13 protein-coding genes are annotated in these 15,982 nt (G+C 73.0%); 8 read left to right on the forward strand and 5 right to left on the reverse strand.

Features of this window, described 5'->3' with window-relative positions:
* Positions 1 to 287 (reverse strand): hypothetical protein (locus EOE48_RS21445; protein WP_148239793.1); only part of this gene is annotated, 287 nt, incomplete at its 3' end.
* Between the two features lie 180 nt (positions 288 to 467).
* On the reverse strand, positions 468 to 917 hold the full coding sequence (locus tag EOE48_RS21450) for a CesT family type III secretion system chaperone (protein WP_127732929.1): 450 nt from the start codon (positions 915 to 917) through the stop codon (positions 468 to 470).
* Positions 918 to 1,342: 425 nt separating this feature from the next.
* Here EOE48_RS21450 and lhpI point away from each other — a divergent pair, with 425 nt between their 5' ends.
* The 8 genes from lhpI to EOE48_RS21490 all read left to right on the forward strand — a co-directional run bounded on the left by lhpI (position 1,343) and on the right by EOE48_RS21490 (position 11,051).
* Complete coding sequence (lhpI, locus tag EOE48_RS21455; protein WP_246154673.1) at positions 1,343 to 2,290, forward strand: bifunctional Delta(1)-pyrroline-2-carboxylate/Delta(1)-piperideine-2-carboxylate reductase; 948 nt, start codon at positions 1,343 to 1,345, stop codon at positions 2,288 to 2,290.
* 129 nt (positions 2,291 to 2,419) lie between these two features.
* Positions 2,420 to 3,649 (forward strand): plasmid partitioning protein RepA, encoded by a 1,230-nt coding sequence (repA, locus tag EOE48_RS21460; protein WP_127732930.1) that lies wholly within the window; start codon positions 2,420 to 2,422, stop codon positions 3,647 to 3,649.
* A gap of 146 nt (positions 3,650 to 3,795) precedes the next feature.
* Complete coding sequence (gene repB / locus EOE48_RS21465; protein WP_246154674.1) at positions 3,796 to 4,650, forward strand: plasmid partitioning protein RepB; 855 nt, start codon at positions 3,796 to 3,798, stop codon at positions 4,648 to 4,650.
* Positions 4,651 to 4,989: 339 nt separating this feature from the next.
* On the forward strand, positions 4,990 to 5,883 hold the full coding sequence (locus EOE48_RS21470) for a class I SAM-dependent methyltransferase (protein ID WP_127732932.1): 894 nt from the start codon (positions 4,990 to 4,992) through the stop codon (positions 5,881 to 5,883).
* Positions 5,884 to 6,021: 138 nt separating this feature from the next.
* Positions 6,022 to 7,131 carry an ABC transporter substrate-binding protein gene (locus tag EOE48_RS21475; RefSeq protein ID WP_127732933.1) on the forward strand — a complete coding sequence of 370 codons (1,110 nt, stop codon included), beginning with the start codon at positions 6,022 to 6,024 and terminating at the stop codon, positions 7,129 to 7,131.
* A complete protein-coding gene (locus EOE48_RS21480) occupies positions 7,128 to 8,870 on the forward strand; it encodes an ABC transporter permease (RefSeq protein WP_127732934.1) in 1,743 nt (580 codons plus the stop codon). The genes EOE48_RS21475 and EOE48_RS21480 overlap by 4 nt, the downstream gene beginning before the upstream one ends.
* A complete protein-coding gene (locus EOE48_RS21485) occupies positions 8,863 to 9,906 on the forward strand; it encodes an ABC transporter ATP-binding protein (protein WP_127732935.1) in 1,044 nt (347 codons plus the stop codon). Before EOE48_RS21480 ends, EOE48_RS21485 begins: the two co-directional genes overlap by 8 nt.
* Before the next feature lie 257 nt (positions 9,907 to 10,163).
* Positions 10,164 to 11,051, forward strand: coding sequence for an HpcH/HpaI aldolase/citrate lyase family protein (locus EOE48_RS21490; protein ID WP_127732936.1), 888 nt, complete (start codon positions 10,164 to 10,166; stop codon positions 11,049 to 11,051).
* Positions 11,052 to 11,070: 19 nt separating this feature from the next.
* Here EOE48_RS21490 and EOE48_RS21495 read toward each other — a convergent pair whose 3' ends face one another.
* The 3 genes from EOE48_RS21495 to EOE48_RS21505 form a co-directional block, all read right to left on the reverse strand.
* Positions 11,071 to 13,281, reverse strand: a complete 2,211-nt coding sequence (locus EOE48_RS21495; RefSeq protein ID WP_127732937.1) for an SLC26A/SulP transporter family protein — start codon at positions 13,279 to 13,281, stop codon at positions 11,071 to 11,073.
* 469 nt (positions 13,282 to 13,750) lie between these two features.
* A complete protein-coding gene (locus EOE48_RS21500) occupies positions 13,751 to 14,668 on the reverse strand; it encodes a glutathione S-transferase family protein (RefSeq protein WP_127732938.1) in 918 nt (305 codons plus the stop codon).
* Positions 14,669 to 14,684: 16 nt separating this feature from the next.
* On the reverse strand, positions 14,685 to 15,902 hold the full coding sequence (locus EOE48_RS21505; RefSeq protein WP_127732939.1) for an iron-containing alcohol dehydrogenase: 1,218 nt from the start codon (positions 15,900 to 15,902) through the stop codon (positions 14,685 to 14,687).
* Between the last annotated feature and the right edge of the window lie 80 nt (positions 15,903 to 15,982).

The following is a 15,982-nucleotide window of genomic DNA, read 5'->3' on the forward strand; positions in this document are numbered from 1 at the left end:
GCCGCGACCGCCGGTGCCGCCGCCGCGACGGGCGCCGGGGCCCGGGGCGGCGCGAAGGCCCGCTGCAGCCGGCCGAGCATCAGCGCCCCGCGGCCGGTCGGCCGCGCCAGGACGTCGTCCCCCTTGAAGCGCCCCGCGCTCACCTTCGGCCGCTCGTCGGTCGGCGCGCGCTTGAACGACGGCAGCCCGATCGTCCGCGCCTTGTTCTCCGCCCTGCCCCCGCCGGCCGGAGCCGTGGGCGTGAGGGCGTGCTTCAGGGTGACTTGAGCGCTGATGGGCGGGGACATGGCCGACTCCCTCGGACGATCCCGGATTCCCGGCGCCCGGCGTGGTCTGCCGGTGCCGGCCGGTCCGCCGCCGCGGCGGCGTTGGAATGGAACTGTCTCGGGGCGTGACCGCCCCGGGCCGCGCCGCGGCGGCGTTGGAATGGGACTGTTCCGGGGCGCGACCGCCCCGGGCCGCGCCGCTCAGATGCGGATCCAGTTCGGGCCGTCGGCGACCGGCGCGGTCGCCTCCTCGGCCGCCGGTGCGGTCCGGCGCGCCTGCAGGTCCCGGGCCGCTCCGGCCATCGCCTCGATCAGCGCGGCGAGGTCGTCGGGCGCGAGGCCGGCGCTGCGCGCGGCCGAGCACAGGACGACCTCGTCGCTCGCCCCGTCGAGGGCGAGCCACGCGCCCGACAGCGGCAGGCCGAACAGGTTGGCGCGCATCGCCTCCTCGATCTCCCGCGCACGGTCGGGCCCGAGGCGCCACAGGGCGGCGTGCAGGTAGAGGAACGGGCTTTCCTCCGGACATTCGATCGAGATCCTGACGCCGTCGAGCAGGACGGTCGCGACGCCGTCCGCGTCGGGGGTCAGGTCGATGCCGGCCAAGTCGCCCAGCTCGGCCAGGAGCCGGTCGGTGTGCTGCCCCAAGCCCATCGGTGTCTTCCCGGCCTCTCGCCTCCACTTAACCGGGGCCGTCGTGGCGGGCAATCCATCGCAGAATCCCACAGGGCAATCGGGTGACCCCGCTTGCCCTGGGTTCCTTGCTTGGCCTCAGGCGCCGGCAGTCACATCCGTGACTTTGGCTTTCGCTCCGCTCTGCGTCCGAGAGGACATTCGTCCTCCCGGACCCGCTGCGCGGGGCGCTCTTCGCGCCCGCCGGATCGACAATCGGGTTTCACCCGATTGCCCTGGAGTCCCACAGGAGAGCGAGCCGGCTCATCTTCCCGGGAGTGATACCCGTCCCCGCCCCGACCGCCGGGCCTGGACCGGCGACCCGCGCGGGTCCATCAAGCACCCGGTTCATCGGAGGCCGGGGGACGGCAGCCCGCCGGCCTCCCTGCGGGATCGAGGAGGAACCGGTGTCGAGTACGCTGCGCCACTACACCGCCGCCGAGGTCGAGGCCGGGCTCGACTATCCCCGGCTGATCGACGCCCTCGACGACGCCTTCCGGCGCGGCGGCGAGCCGATGCCGGTGCGCCGCGCCTACGAGGTCGGGGCCGAGGACGCCCCCGGCCACCTCCTGACGATGCCGGCCTGGGAGCGCGGCCGGCGGCTCGGCGTCAAGCTGGTCTCGGTGTTTCCGCGCAACGCCGAGCGCGGCCTCGGCGCGGTGTCGTCGCTCTACGTGCTGTTCGACGGCCGCACCGGGGTGCCGCGGGCGCTGGTCGACGGCGAGGCGCTGACCAACCGGCGCACCGCCGCCGCCTCGGCGCTGGCGTCGCGCTACCTGTCGCGCCCCGACAGCCGAACCCTGCTCCTCGTCGGCACCGGCCACGTCGCCGCCCACCTGCCGCAGGCCCACCGGGCGGTGCGGCCGATCGAGCGGGTGCTGGTCTGGGGCCGCAGCCCGGAGCGGGCCCGCGACCTCGCCGCGACCCTGTCGGAGCGCGGCTTCGACGCGACGCCGGCCGCCGACCTGCCGGGCGCGCTGGCGCAGGCCGACATCGTCTCCTGCGCCACCACCTCCCGCGCGCCGATCGTCCTCGGGCGCGACCTGAGGCCCGGCACCCATCTCGACCTCGTCGGCGCCTTCACGGCCGCGATGCGCGAGACCGACGACGAGGCGGTGGCGCGCGCCCGGGTCTACGTCGACACCCGGGCCGGGGCGCTCGCCGAGGCCGGCGACCTGCTCCAGCCGGCCGCCGCCGGGGCGTGGTCCACCGACGCCATCGTCGGCGACCTGCACGACCTCGCCAGCGGCGCGCGGCCCGGCCGCGGCGGCGGCGACGAGATCACGCTGTTCAAGTCGGTCGGCGCCGCGATCGAGGATCTCGTCGCCGCCGGGCTGCTCGCCGACGCCGGATAGCCGGGCCGCCGGAATCCGTTGCTTGCGCGAGGCTTGCGCCGGCCTCGGCCCCGGGCACGGAAGCGGTCCCCCCGGCTCGCTTGCGGTGCTATGACGGTTTTCGCCGTTTCGCCGCAAACGAGAGGGGACATGAACCAGCACGTCCAGGCCAGCGGGGCGCCCGTGCCGCCGCCGAGCGAGACCGCCGGGCACGACGCCCGCCTCCTCGGCGCCAAGCTCCGCGAGATCGCCTCGGTGGTGTTCTCGCCGGCCGAGGCCAAGACCCTCCGGCGCTTCACCTCCGGCGAGGTCGCGCGGATCCTCGGGCTCACCGACAGCCGGGTGCGCCAGCTCTCGCCCGACCTGCTCGTCTCCCCGCCCGAGGTCGCCCCGGGCGGGCGCCGGCTCTACACCCTCGCCGACATCCACGCCCTGCGCGCGCATCTCGACGGCATCGACCGGGTCGGGCGCCGCTACCTCCCGCACCGCGACCCGGCGGCGGGCGAGCACCTCCAGGTCGTCGCCTGCGTCAACTTCAAGGGCGGCTCGGGCAAGACCACGACGGCGGCGCATCTGGCGCAGTCGCTGGTGCTGCGCGGCTACCGGGTGCTCGCCGTCGACCTCGACCCGCAGGCGAGTCTCTCGACCCTGCTCGGCGTGCGGCCGGAGAGCGAACTCGACCCCTATCCGACGATCTACGACGCAATCCGCTACGGCGCCGGCCAGCGCCCGCTCGGCGCCGTCATCCGGCCGACCTACTTCACCGGCCTCGACCTCGTGCCGGCCGACCTCGAACTCGAGGTGTTCGAGTTCGAGGCGCCGATGCACTCGGCCCGCCGCCGGCCCGACGACCCCGAGCCGCCGTTCTTCGCCCGGATGGGCCTCGTCCTCGACGAGGTCGCCGACCGCTACGACGTGGTGGTGGTCGATTGCCCGCCGCGGCTCGGCTACCTCACCATCGCGGCCCTGTGCGCCGCGACCTCGCTGCTCATCACCATCCATCCGCAGATGCTCGACGTGTCGTCGATGCGCCAGTTCCTGACGATGATGGACGAGCTGATGGAGCCGGTGCGCGCCCAGGGCGGCGCTCCGACCCACGACTGGTTCCGCTACCTCGTCACCCGGTTCGAGCCGCAGGACACGCCGCAGACCGAGGTGGTGGCGATGCTGCGCGGGCTGTTCGGCGAGCGGGTCCTCACCAAGGCGATGCTGCAATCGGCGGCGGTGTCGAATTCCGGCCTGCGCGGCCAGACCGTCTACGAGACGCCGTTGCGCCGCGACGAGGTCACCGGCTCGACCTACCGGCGGGCGCTCGACGCCCTCGACGCGGTCAACGGCGAGATCGAGGGGCTGATCCGCAGGGCCTGGGGGCGGGCATGAGCCAGAAGAAGCGACTGAGCGCCATCATGGGCGCGCCGCTGCGCAGCGACGCGCCGGCACCGCCGGACTCAGACATCGCAACGACTTACGCCCCTGTAGCAGGTGCTACGGCCACGCCCGAGAAGCGCCCGAGCGCCGCCCGGTCGATGGCCGCGATGTGGGCCGCCTCCCGGTCCGGGCCGGCCGACCCGGAGGCGACGGTGGTCGAGATCGACCCCGACCTGTGCGACCCCTCGGCGATCGCCGACCGCGTGCCCGACGCCACCGACGCCGCCTTCGCGGCCTTCGTCGAGCAGATCCGCGACGAGGGCCAGCATACGCCGATCCTGGTGCGCCGCCACCCGTCCTCGGCGGGCCGCTACGAGATCGCCTACGGCCGCCGCCGGACCCGGGCGGCGCGGGCGATCGGCCGGCCGGTGCGGGCCCTGGTGCGGGACCTGAGCGACGCCGACCTCCTCGTCGCGCAGGGCTCGGAGAACCTCGCCCGCGAGGACCTGAGCTACATCGAGCGCGCGCATTTCGCCCGCAACATGGAGCGGGCCGGCGTGGCCCGCGAGGTGATCCTGAAGGCGATGGGCGTCCACCGGCCCGACCTCGCCAACTACCTCGCGGTGGCGCAGAGCATCCCCGAGGCGGTGATCGCCGCGATCGGCCCGGCGCCGAAGATCGGCCGCCCGCGCTGGCTCACCCTCGCCGACCGGATCCGGACCGCCGATCGCGACCGCATCGACGCCGCCCTGGCCTCGCCGTCCCTCGCCGGCAAGACCTCCGACGAGCGCTTCGCCGCGATCCTGGCGGCCCTGGCGACGGCCCCGAAGGCGGCGGCGCGGCCGAAGGCCGAGACGGTGAAGGACGGCCGCGGCGTCAGGTTCGCCCGCGTCGAGCGCAGCGCCGCGGGGCTGCGCGTCACGGTCGAGGAGGCGGCCGAGCCCGGCTTCGGCGAGTATCTCGCCGGCCGGCTGCCGGAACTGATCGCAGCGTACCGCGCCAGCCGGGGCTGAGCCCGGGTTCGGCCGCCGGGAGGGGAGGGGACTGTCGGGTGGGCTGGTCGAAAGCGAGCCTGTCCCCGGCGGAACGGCAACCGGGGCCGAAAGGTATTTATGATGAAATAATTGAGGTATTTTTAAATATGCAAGATATTTTGAAATATCGACGCTCAACCAGGATGCAAAACTCCCCTCTCCAGGCGATCCCGCGCTTGATCCGCAAAGGACTTTCCCCGGATCGCTGTCCGCTCGCGGTCCCACGGCGCGGCGGCCCAGCTTCCGAAGCACTCCCCCCCTGCGCGGCCCGGAGTCGCCTCTCGACGCCCCCGCCCGGGCTACCGTAAGGTCCCGGCCATGCATCCAGGCTCCCTCTCCCTCGACGCCTTCCTGAACCGCCGGTCCGCCGACCGGCGCCTCGCCCGGCTCACCCACGACATCGTGCTGCCGGAGGCGAGGGGGCTCGAATTCGGTCCCGGCACCAATCCGACGCCGCTTCCGGAGGGACTGTCCGTCGCCTATGTCGACCACGCCGCCGCCCCGCCCGACGCGCCCCCCGGCACGGCGCCGGTCGACCACGTCTGGGCGGGCTCCGGCCCGCTCGCCGCGGTACTCGACCGGACCGGCCACGACTTCGCCATCGCGGCGCAGGTGGCGCAGTACGTGCCGAACCTCCTCGGCTGGTTTCGCGGCATCCACGCGGTGCTGCGTCCCGGCGGCGTGCTCAACCTGTCGCTGCCCGACCGGCGCTTCATGTTCGACGTCGCCCGCCGCGAGAGCACGATCGCCGAACTGGTCGAGGCCGACCTGCTCGCCTATGCCCGCCCGAGCCCGCGGCAGGTCTTCGCCCACACCTACGAGGCGCGCGCCGTCGAGCCGGCGGCGATCTGGGCCGGCGAGGATCCGGCCGGGGCGCCGCGCCTGTGCGGCGAGGCGGCGCTCGCCCTGGCGCGGCTGCGCGCCACCGAGGCGCTCGATCCGGAGCGCACGCTCGACTGCCATTGCTGGGTGTTCACGCCGCTGTCGTTCCTCGACGTGATCGAGGAGGCGGTGCGGCTCGGGCTGTTCCCGTTCGTGTTCAACCAGATCGCCGGGACCGAGCCGGGCGGCTTCGAGTTCTTCGTCTCGATGCGCCGCGACGCCGAGGAGGACCCGGACGCTCTCCGGGGATTGCAGACCGGTGCGATCGGCCACCTGCGCGGCATCCTGGAGCGGCAGCGGCGCACGGCCCGGCTCCTCGCCGGCGCCTGAGGCATCCCCCCGGTCATCAGGAAAACCGGGGACCGCCCTCGCAAAACGCGATACCGCCCCGGCCGCGAACCGCTCTACACTCCCCCACAACGATCATCGAGCAGCCCGTCCGAGCGCTGCCGGGGAGGAGACATCGCCGTGCCGAAGACACTGCTGTGGATGGCCGTGGCCGCGCTGACGCTCGCGCCGGTCGCGGCCCGGGCCGAGGGGGCGCCGGCCGGCTACCCGGCGGACTACGCCAAGCTGATCGAGACCTCGAAGGGCGAGCAGGGGGTGCTGGTCTACTCGGTGATGGCCGCCTTCAACTGGAAGCCGGTGATCGAGGGCTTCGCGAAGAAATACCCCTGGATCAAGGTCGAGACGCTCGACATGTCGAGCGAGCTCTGGGACCGCTACAACACCGAGAAGGCGAGCGGCGCCCGCACCGCCGACCTCATCGCGTCGTTCGGCGTCGACCGCTGGAACGAGTTCATCGCCAAGGGCGAGGCGGTGGCGCACGCCTCGCCCGAGGAGTCGCACCTGCCGGCCTGGGCGCGGCTGGCTCCCGGTGTCTACGGCCTCTCGGCCGACCCGGTGCTGATCGTGTGGAACAAGCGTCTCGTGCCCGAGGGCACGAAGCTCGACTCGATGGCGGCGGTGGCGAAGTTCGCCGAGGCCAACGCCGCCAAGGTGAAGGGCCGCCTCACCACCTACGACAGCGGCTCGGGCACCGTGAACGCCTCGTTCAACTGGCTGTGGAGCACGATGCACCCCGACGCCTGGACGACGCTCCAGGCGCTCGCCCCGGCGACGAAGTTCGAGCGCTCCGGCGGCTCGATGCTCGAGAAGGTGACCTCGGGCGAGTACACCGCCGCCTATCTCACCAGCGCGATCACGGTCTACACCAAGATCAACGAGCCGGCCCGCAAGGCGATCCTCGACTGGTCCTACGTCAAGGACGGCCAGCCGATGTTCGTGCGCGCCATGGCGGTGGCCAAGGGCGGGCGCAACCCGGCCTCGGCCCGGCTGCTGATGGACCACATCCTGTCGAAGGACGGGCAGATCGCCTTCGCCAAGGGCGGCCTGACCCCGGTGCGCGACGACATCGCGGCCGGCGAGATCCCGTACGGCACGATCGGTCAGGTCGCCGAGGCGGTCGGCGGCGCCGACAAGCTGCGCTTCATGCCCTACGACGAGGCGAGCGTCGCGAGCATCACCGGCTTCGTCGAGCGCTGGAAGCGCGACGTGGCGACCGGCGGGCGGCCATGACCTCGCTCACCGCCCCGGCCCTGGGGGCGGCCCCCGCCGAAGCGGGGCTGCCCCGGGCGACCGGCCGCGTCGACCGGCCGCTCCAGGCGCTCACCTACGGCATCGTGGCGGTGTTGGTGCTGGCCCCGATCGTCCCGATCGTGATCCAGTCCTTCTCCTCGAAGCCGCTCTACGACGACACCGGAACCTGGACGCTCGCCGACTACGCCGAACTGGCCCAGGATCCGGCGTTCTGGCGCGCCACGGCCAACACGCTGCTGTTCGGCGCCGCCTCGACCCTGATCGCGCAGGTGGTCGGCGTGTGGCTCGCCATCGTGATCGGCCGCACCGACCTGCCGGGGCGCCGCGTGCTCGGCGCCGTCGCGACCTGGCCGCTCTTCGTCAGCCACCTCGTCCTCGCCTTCGGCTGGATCATCGCCTACGGGCCGGCCGGCATCGTCACGGCGTGGCTCACCGGCCTGATCGGCGTGGAGCCGTGGAACCTCTACACGCTGGGCGGCCTGTCGCTCGCCGCCGGCCTGTCGATGGCGCCGCTGACCTATCTCTACTGCGTCGGCGCCGCCCGCACGATCGACGGCTCGTTGGAGAACGCCGCCCGCCTCGCCGGGGCGGGGCCGTTCCGCACCCTCGTCACCGTCACCCTGCCGCTGCTGCGCCCGGCGATCCTCGCCAGCACGATCCTCAACTTCGTCCTGGCGATCGAATTGCTGGTGCTGCCGCTGCTGCTCGGCGCGCCGAGCGGCCTCGAATTCCTCACCACCTTCATCTACACCCGCGGCTTCGAGGATTCGACGCCCCGCCACGGCATGGTGGCGGCGGTGGCGGTGATCCTGTTCGTGGTCGTGACCGGGCTGGTCCTGGCGCAGATGCGCCTCGTCGGCGACGGGCGGCGCTTCACCACCGTCGGCGGCAAGGCGGCCCGGCCGCGCCGGCTCGCACTCGGCTGGGCGAAGTGGCCGACCTTCGGCCTCGTCCTGGCCTTCGACGCCTTCTTCGTCGTGGCGATCCTCGGCGGGCTGGTGCTGCGCGGCTTCACCAGCGTGCTGTCGCCGTTCGTGCCGCTGTCCGAGGCGCTGACCCTCGACAACTTCCGCACCATCTTCGCCTACGAGCAATACGTCCGCTCGATCGGCAACACCATCGCGGTGGCCGTCGCCGGCGGGGTGATCGGCACCGCGCTGGTGGCCGCCGCCGCCCTGGTGGCGCTGCGCTCCGACGTGCCGGGCCGGCAGGGGCTCGCCTTCCTGGCGGTCTATCCGCGGGCGGTGCCGGGCATCCTCATCGGCATGGGCTTCCTGTGGGCGGCGACGTGGCTGCCGGGTCTGAGCCTGTTGCAGAACACGATCTGGATCCTGGTGCTCGCCTTCGTGATGCGCCACCTGCCGACCGGCTGGGGCGCGGTGCAGCCGGCCCTGCTCCAGATCACCCGCGACCACGACCGCTCGGCCCGCATCGTCGGGTCGAGCTGGACCCGGATGGCGACCGCGATCCTGCTGCCGCAGATGCGCCCGGCGCTCGCCGCCTGCTTCATCCTGCTGTTCGTCCATTTCGTGAAGGAATACGCCGCCGCGGTGTTCCTGTTCGCGCCGGGCAGCGAGGTGATGGGCACCACGATGCTGACCTTCTGGGTCCAGGGCGAGAACGGTGCGGTGGCGGCGCTCGCCACGCTCCAGGTCGCCATCGTGGTGGCGTTCATGGCCCTGCTGTCGCGGCTGCCGGGAGTGCGCCACCATGACTGACCTGACGGTCTCGCACCTCGTGGTGCATTACGGCGGCGTTTCGGCGGTCGAGGACGTGAGCTTCACCGTCCGGTCCGGCGAGTGGGTGACGCTGCTCGGGCCGTCCGGCTGCGGCAAGTCCACGACGCTCTCGGCGATCGCCGGACTGGAGCGGCCGACCTCCGGGCGGATCGCCGCCGGCGACAAGGTCTATGTCGACGGCGCGACGGGAACGTGGCTCGAACCCGAGCGGCGCGACCTCGGGCTGGTGTTCCAGTCCTACGCCCTGTGGCCGCACATGAGCGTGGCCGAGAACTGCGCCTATCCGCTCAAGCTGCGCCGCATCGGCCGGGCCGAGCGCCGCGACAAGGTCCGCGAGGCCCTGGCGCTGGTCGGCATGGAGGCTTACGCCGACCGCTACCCGCACCAATTGTCCGGCGGCCAGCAGCAGCGGGTGGCGCTCGCCCGCACCCTGGTCTACCGGCCGCGGGTGCTGCTCCTCGACGAGCCGCTGTCGAATCTCGACGCTCGGGTGCGCGAGCGCGCCCGCGACTGGCTGAAGGACCTCCAGAAGAAGGTCGGGCTGACCACGATCTTCGTCACCCACGATCAGGTCGAGGCGCTGGCCTTGTCCGACCGGATCATCGTGATGGAGGCGGGGCGGATCGTCCAGGACGGCACGCCGACCGGGATCTACGAGCGCCCGACCAGCCGCTTCGTGGCCGATTTCGTCGGCACGATGTCGTTTCTGCCCGCCACCTTGGCCGAGGGCGGCGCGGTGCTCGGCGACGGCCAGCGCCTCGCCCTCGGCGCCGGTCACGGCCGGCCGGCGGGCGGCATTACCCTGGCTTTGCGCCCCGAGGCGGTGGCGTTCGCGCCGGCAGGGGAGGGGGGGCTGACCGGCGAGGTCGTCACCACGAGCTATCTCGGCGGACGCTACTCCCACGTCGTGTCGGTCGCCGGAACCCCGGTGCGGGTCGAGGCGGAGCGCGCGGTGCCGCCCGGTCCCGCGACGCTGACGGTGCGGCCGGAGTCGGTGCTGGTGTTCCCGGCCTGAACCGCGGCCCGCCGTCGAATCAGACCCCGCCCTTTTCCCGGACGACTGCAACGAAGTGGAAGGAGATCCGGGATCCAGACGTGAGACTTGCCGCGAAGCAGCTCTGTATTTGGCGCCGTTGCAGACGGACGGACGCTTCGCGGATTCTTGTGCTGGTTCCCGGATCTCCTTCCGCTGACGCTTCAGTCGTCCGGGAAAGGGGCGGGTATGAGTCAACTCATCTGAAAAACACGAATAGCCTCACTCAAGGAATCCCCATGAACTGGCTCGATGTCGGAACCTTCCTGTTCATGCCGGCGGACGGTGCGCGCATGGTCGCGGGCGCCCACACCCGCGGCGCCGGCGCCATCATCCTCGACCTCGAGGACGCCATCGCGCCCGCCCGCAAGGATGCCGCCCGCGAGGCGCTCGCCGGCTCGGTCGCGACCCTGGCGCGGCACGGCCTGACCGTGGTGGTGCGGGTCAACAACGACTCCGACCGCCTCGTCGACGACCTGCGCGCCGCCGCCCTGCCGGGCGTCCACGCGGTGATCCTGCCGAAGGTCGAGGACGCCGCCCTGTGCCTGTTCGCCGACGGGGTCCTCGCCGCCTCCGAGCGCGCCGGCGGCCTGCCGCAGGGCGGGATCGGGATCATCGCGGTGGTGGAGCATCCCGCGGCGATGCGGGCGCTCGACGCCATCGCGGCCGCGACCCCGCGGGTCGTCGCCCTCGGTTTCGGCTCGGAGGACTACGCCTCGGCGATCGGAACGCGGGCGACCTTCGAGGCGATGGCGATGCCGGCCCAGGCGGTGGCGATCGCCGCCCGCGGCCGCGGGCTCGCGGCCTTCGGCGTGCCGGGCTCGGTCGGCATCATCGACGACGAGGCGGCGTTCAAGGCGCTGGCCCGGTCGGCAGCGGCCTTCGGCTATACCGGCATCCTGTGCATCCACCCGCGGCAGGTGGCGATGGCCGACGAGGCGCTGGCGCCCTCCGCCGAGGAGGTCGCGGCGGCGCGCCGGATCGTCGAGGCGTTCGACCGCTCGGTCGCCGAGGGCACCGGCGCGGTGGCGATCGACGGGAAGATGATCGACATCCCGGTGGCGCTCCAGGCCAAGCGCGTCGTCGCGCTGGCCGAGCGGAGCGCGGCGCGGCGGCCGGCGGCCTGACGGCCCCGCCGCCGGGCGATCACCGCGTCTCGGCCTCCAGCAGCCGGGTCGTGTCGAACAGCTTGGAAGCCAGTTCGACGATCAGGAAGCGCTGGACGACGAGCGCGAGGTCGGGCCGCTCGCGCTCCATCCGGTCGAGGGCGGTGCGGTCGAGCCGGCCGAGGCGGCAGGCGGTCTCGGCGACGGCGGTCGCGGTGCGCCGGCCGCCCTGCAGCATCGCGACCTCGCCGATCACCGTCCCGGCCGCCATGGTGCGCAGGCGCAGGTTCGCCCGGCCCGCGACCTCCAGTTCGATCGAGACGAGGCCGCTCTCGACGAAGTAGAGCGCGTCGGCGGCCTCGCCCTGGCGCACCAGGGTGTCGCCGGCGCCGAGGGTCTCGACCGCCAGATAGGGCGTGAGGTCGATCGCCCCGACGGTGCAGTTCAGCGTCCGGCCGATCTGCCCGGCGAAGTCGGCCGCCTCCGGCCGCGCCGCCACCCCGATCCGGGCGAGGAGACGATCCTCGGCGGTCCGCAGGGCGTGGTCGAGGGTGTCGGCCACCCGCAGGTGCGGCAGCGCCGAAAGGCCGCTGCGCCTCACCTGGGCCTCGACCTCCGGGGCGAGGTGGACGAGCAGCAGGTCGAAGCCGCGCTGGCGGGCGAGCTGCGCCATCTTGCGAAAGACCAGCAGCGCCGAGCTGTCGAGGCCGACGCAGTCGCGGAAGTCGAGGACGAGGGTGCACAGGTCGTCCTCCGTCCCGGCCCGGCGGTAGATCGCCTGGGCGTTGAGGAAGAACAGGTAGCCCTGCAGCGTGTAGATCGCGGTGTGGCGGCTCGCCTCGCGCAGGGCGCGGGCGACCTCGGGCGCCCGGATCACGCTGCTGGTGCGCTCCGCTCCGGTCTGGGCGAGGCGCACCGCCGGGATCCGGGCGTAGCGGGCGGCGAAGATGAGGATCGCCAGGGCGATGCCGATGAGGAAGCCCGAGGCGGCGCCGAACGCGGTCGTCCCCGCGCAGACCGCGAGCGCGACGACGCTCTCCCACAAAGGCAGCGTCCGCAGGGTCCCGCCGAGTGCCGTCAGCAGGTTGAGGCCGAGGAAGACCAGCGTGCCGCCGGCGAGCGGGCGCGGCAGCATCGCGAGCGGGGCGGCGCCGAACACCAGCAGCATCGCCATCGCCCCGACCGTCAGCGACCAGCCGAGCCAGTTGCCGCCGCCGAGATTGTGCAGGAGCACGGTCGGCGTGCGCCCCATGCCCATCGCCGTGCTGCCGAACAGGCTTCCCAGCAGGTTGGCCGCGCCCGACGCCACGAAGGTCCGGTCGATGTCGAGGTCGCGCTGCAGTTCCAGCTCGACCGACAGCACGTAGAGGATCTGGATGATGACCGCGACGAGGGCCTGGGTGAGGATCTTCGGTAGCAGCGGCACCAGCACGTCGGGATCGAACCCGCCGCCGAGCCCGGCGGGCAGCCGCAGGAGGGACCCCGAGGGGAACGGGTCGAGGAGCCAGCCCGCCGCCTGCGCGGCCGGAAGGCCGATCCCGCTCCACCACAGCCCGCCATGCACCGCGGCCACGGTGGCGAGGATGACCCCGGGCAGCACCGCCCAGTGGCGAAAGTGCCGCGACAGGCCGAAGGTGAGCAGCCCGACCGCGAGGGTGAGGCCGAGCCGGGCGAGGAAGCCCGGATCGGCCGCGGCGGACAGGTCGAGCGGACCGGCATGCGGCGCGCCCGATTGCACGCCGCCCTCGACGAAGAGCAGGCCGACGCCGCCGAGGAAGCCGGTGAGGACCGGATAGGGCAGGAGCTGGGCCAGCAGCGAGGCGCGCAGCGTCCCGAGCAGCAGGAAGACGAGGCTGGTGGCGAGCGTCGCGAGGCCGCAGGCGAGGAGCACCCCCGCCGCGATCACCTCCGGGTCGGTGACGCCGGTCGCCGCCAGCCGCTCGGCGACCGACGCCGCGATGGCGGCCTGCACCACCGCCGCCGCCCCGATGAAGGTGTGCGTGACCGGCACGCCGCGCCGGATCACCGCGAAGACGAGGCTGCCGGAGACGAAGGCGAGCAGCATCGCGGACAGGCCGGTGGCGCGGCTCGGCGCCAGCGGCCCGCTGTAGATCAGCTGCATGAAGCCGACGAGCTCGACCACCAGCAGGATCGTCACGACCAGGGCAGCGACCGCCGTGCGCAGCCCCCATCCGGCGCCGGCGGCCCGCCGCGACACGCCGGCCGGCGCCGACGAAACCCCTGTGCTCATGGCATCATCACTCGCTGTCCCGGATTCCGGCCGTCGCGGCCCCGCCGCGCGACAGGGTCGGGTGCGGAACGAGGAGCGTCCATGAACGGCCGGCCCGATCGGGACGACGCGCCCCCCTCGCCGGGATCGATGCAGGATCCGTTCCTGGTTCCCGTCGCGGTGCCCGGTCCGTGCTGCATCGATTCAGGATCGGCGTCATCCAACCAGATCATCCGCCGCGACGCAAACGATGTCTCGGCGGATGAGCGAGTCGACGTCTCGGGTGTGTCTCCCCGTCAACACGGGAAAAACCATCCGGCCCCGTCGCGACAGATGTTCCGTGGATGCGACCAGACACATCATTCTGCCACATCGGGCATCGATTGCCGGCTTATCTTGCGGCCGTCGGCGTCCGCGTGTGCGCCGGCCGGACCGGGGCGGGCGGTCCTGCCGACGCTTCCGGCGATCCCGGGCCGCGGCGGGGGCGTCCTCAGCCCGGCATCACCTCGTAGCCGGCGCGCGGGAAGTGGACGTGGACGGTGCCGACCCGCTCCTCGGCGTGACGGATCACCACCTCCTCGGCATCGGCCCCGACGAGGATTCCGCGGATCGGGTCGTGGCTGGTGTCGTCGGTGCCGATCGCCACCGCCTGACCGGCGCGCAGGCCGGACGGGTCGGCATCGGCGATCCGCACCGGGTCCGGCTCGGCCGCACGGGCGGCGGCGAGGGCGTCGGCCGGGCTCATGGCGTGCCGGCGCCCGTGCCCGAGGGCGGCGACCCGGTCCATCCAGGCGCGCAGGGGATCGAGCGGCAGCATCGCCTCCGCCGCCGCACCGCCGTTGGTGCGGGCGAACCAGATCGGGTGATAGGCCGCGAGGTCGGCAGCCGAGACCGCGGCCCCGAGCAGGAACGGTCGCCCGTCGCGCAGCATGTCGGCGAGCCGGCTGAGGCTGGCATGCAGGCGCTGGCGGTTCAGCGGCTGCTCGCGCAGGGACGCCTCCTTGCCGAAATCATGGCGCATGAAGGTCTTGCGTTCCTCGACCAGCGCCGCCGGCACCGCGTCGCCGAGGATGCTGGTGGCGAGCGTCGCCGCCTGCATGAAGGTCGTGCGCTCGGCCCACCAGCTCAACGCCTCGGCGAGCCCGACCTGACCGCCGGGATAGAGCGTCGGCTCCGGGTGGCGCCGCTCGATCTCGCGCAGGATCAGGTGGGTGTCGCAATACACGTCGGCGCCGATCTGGAGCACCGGGGCGCGGCGGTAGCCGGCGGTCAGCGGCACGAGGTCGGGCTTGGGCGGCCAGGCCGGCGTCTCCACCGCGTGCCAGTCGAGGCCCTTGTGGCCGAAGGCGAGGCGGACCTTCTCGCTGAATGGCGAGAAGTCGTAGTGGTGCAGGATGGGGGCGGACATCGGGGTCTCCCGCGGCTCAGCGGCCGGGCTGCGACAGGCAGCGCTCGAACATCTCCTCGGCCTGCCGGACGGTCATCCGGCGCGCCGACGGGCAGGCGATCACCGTGCGGTCGGTCGCGGTGGCGGGGTCGAAATCCTGCGCCGCGATGCCGGCATAGAGGCCCGGCACCGCCCGCCGCGCCATCTCGCGCACCCGGTCGGGCGGCAACTGCTCGGGGGTGAAGCGGTTGGGGAAGCCGATATCGGCGTAGAGCGCGCGGATCGCGTCGGCGCAGGCGGCGATCGTCTCCGCCCGGGTCAGCCCGGCGGTCTCGACCTCCAGCGCCTCGGCGAGCGGCCGCACCTTCTCCGGCAGCACCGCGAGGTTGAACGCGGTGACGTGCGGCAGCAGCACGCCGACGCCGTAGGGATGCGGCAGGTCGAGATGGCCCTCGAGCGGCAGCGACAGGGCGTGGCCGTGGCCGAGGCGGGCGTTGCCGCAGGCGATGTTGGCCATGCAGGAGGCGACGAGGTTCTGCTCGCGGGCGCGGTCGTCGTCGGCGTTGATCGAGGCGCGCAGCGAGGCGGTCTGGAGCCGCACCGCCGCGAGCGCCACCGCGTCGGTGAGCGGCGAGGCGATGCCGCTGAGATACGCCTCGACGCCGTGGGTGAGCGCGTCCACCGCCGGCAGCGCCGCGACGTGCATCGGCAGCGAGCGCAGGGTGACCGGATCGAGGATCGCCGCGTCGGGGAAGCTCAGCGGACCGCCGCCGAGGAGCTTGAGGTGGCGCTCCTCGTCCTTGACGATGGTCCATTGCGACACCTCGGAGCCAGAGCCCGCGGTGGTCGGCACCATGATCATCGGCAGCGCCTTGCGGTCGAAGCGGCCGATTCCGGTGCAGTCGCGCATCGGCTTGTGGTTGGTCGCCACGATGGCGATGCCCTTGCCGGTGCACATCACCGAGCCGCCGCCGACGCAGACGATCCCGTCGATGCCCTCGCGCCGTACCCGCTCGCCCTGGTCGTCGATGTGCGAGCAGCGGGCGTCGATGCCGCATTCGTCGAACCGCGCGGTCGCGATTCCGGCCTCGCCGAGGGCGGCGAGGGCCTCGGCGTGGAAGCCCTGGGCCGAGATGACCGGGTCGGACACGACGAGGACCCGCGTCATCCCGAGGTCGCGGGCCAGCCTGCCGATGGTCGCGAGCGCGCCCTGGCCCGAGACGATGCGGGTCGGCATGAAGAAGGTGGAGATCATCGGGCGTGTCCTCGGGGGATGGCGGGACCCTGTGCCGGGTCCTCGTGTGTCGAAGGCAGTGTTCGATGGATCGCGGGTCC

Source organism: Methylobacterium oryzihabitans (assembly GCF_004004555.2).
GTDB lineage: Bacteria > Pseudomonadota > Alphaproteobacteria > Rhizobiales > Beijerinckiaceae > Methylobacterium > Methylobacterium oryzihabitans.

What these genes read in the sequence shown, in the direction of transcription:
- EOE48_RS21490 (WP_127732936.1), top strand. Translation starts at nt 10,164, where the DNA reads ATGAACTGGCTCGATGTCGGAACCTTCCTGTTCATGCCGGCGGACGGT.
- EOE48_RS21480 (WP_127732934.1), top strand. Translation starts at nt 7,128, where the DNA reads ATGACCTCGCTCACCGCCCCGGCCCTGGGGGCGGCCCCCGCCGAAGCG.
- EOE48_RS21500 (WP_127732938.1), bottom strand. Translation starts at nt 14,668, where the DNA reads ATGTCCGCCCCCATCCTGCACCACTACGACTTCTCGCCATTCAGCGAG.
- EOE48_RS21450 (WP_127732929.1), bottom strand. Translation starts at nt 917, where the DNA reads ATGGGCTTGGGGCAGCACACCGACCGGCTCCTGGCCGAGCTGGGCGAC.
- repA (WP_127732930.1), top strand. Translation starts at nt 2,420, where the DNA reads ATGAACCAGCACGTCCAGGCCAGCGGGGCGCCCGTGCCGCCGCCGAGC.
- EOE48_RS21485 (WP_127732935.1), top strand. Translation starts at nt 8,863, where the DNA reads ATGACTGACCTGACGGTCTCGCACCTCGTGGTGCATTACGGCGGCGTT.
- EOE48_RS21495 (WP_127732937.1), bottom strand. Translation starts at nt 13,281, where the DNA reads ATGAGCACAGGGGTTTCGTCGGCGCCGGCCGGCGTGTCGCGGCGGGCC.
- repB (WP_246154674.1), top strand. Translation starts at nt 3,796, where the DNA reads ATGGCCGCGATGTGGGCCGCCTCCCGGTCCGGGCCGGCCGACCCGGAG.
- EOE48_RS21505 (WP_127732939.1), bottom strand. Translation starts at nt 15,902, where the DNA reads ATGATCTCCACCTTCTTCATGCCGACCCGCATCGTCTCGGGCCAGGGC.
- EOE48_RS21470 (WP_127732932.1), top strand. Translation starts at nt 4,990, where the DNA reads ATGCATCCAGGCTCCCTCTCCCTCGACGCCTTCCTGAACCGCCGGTCC.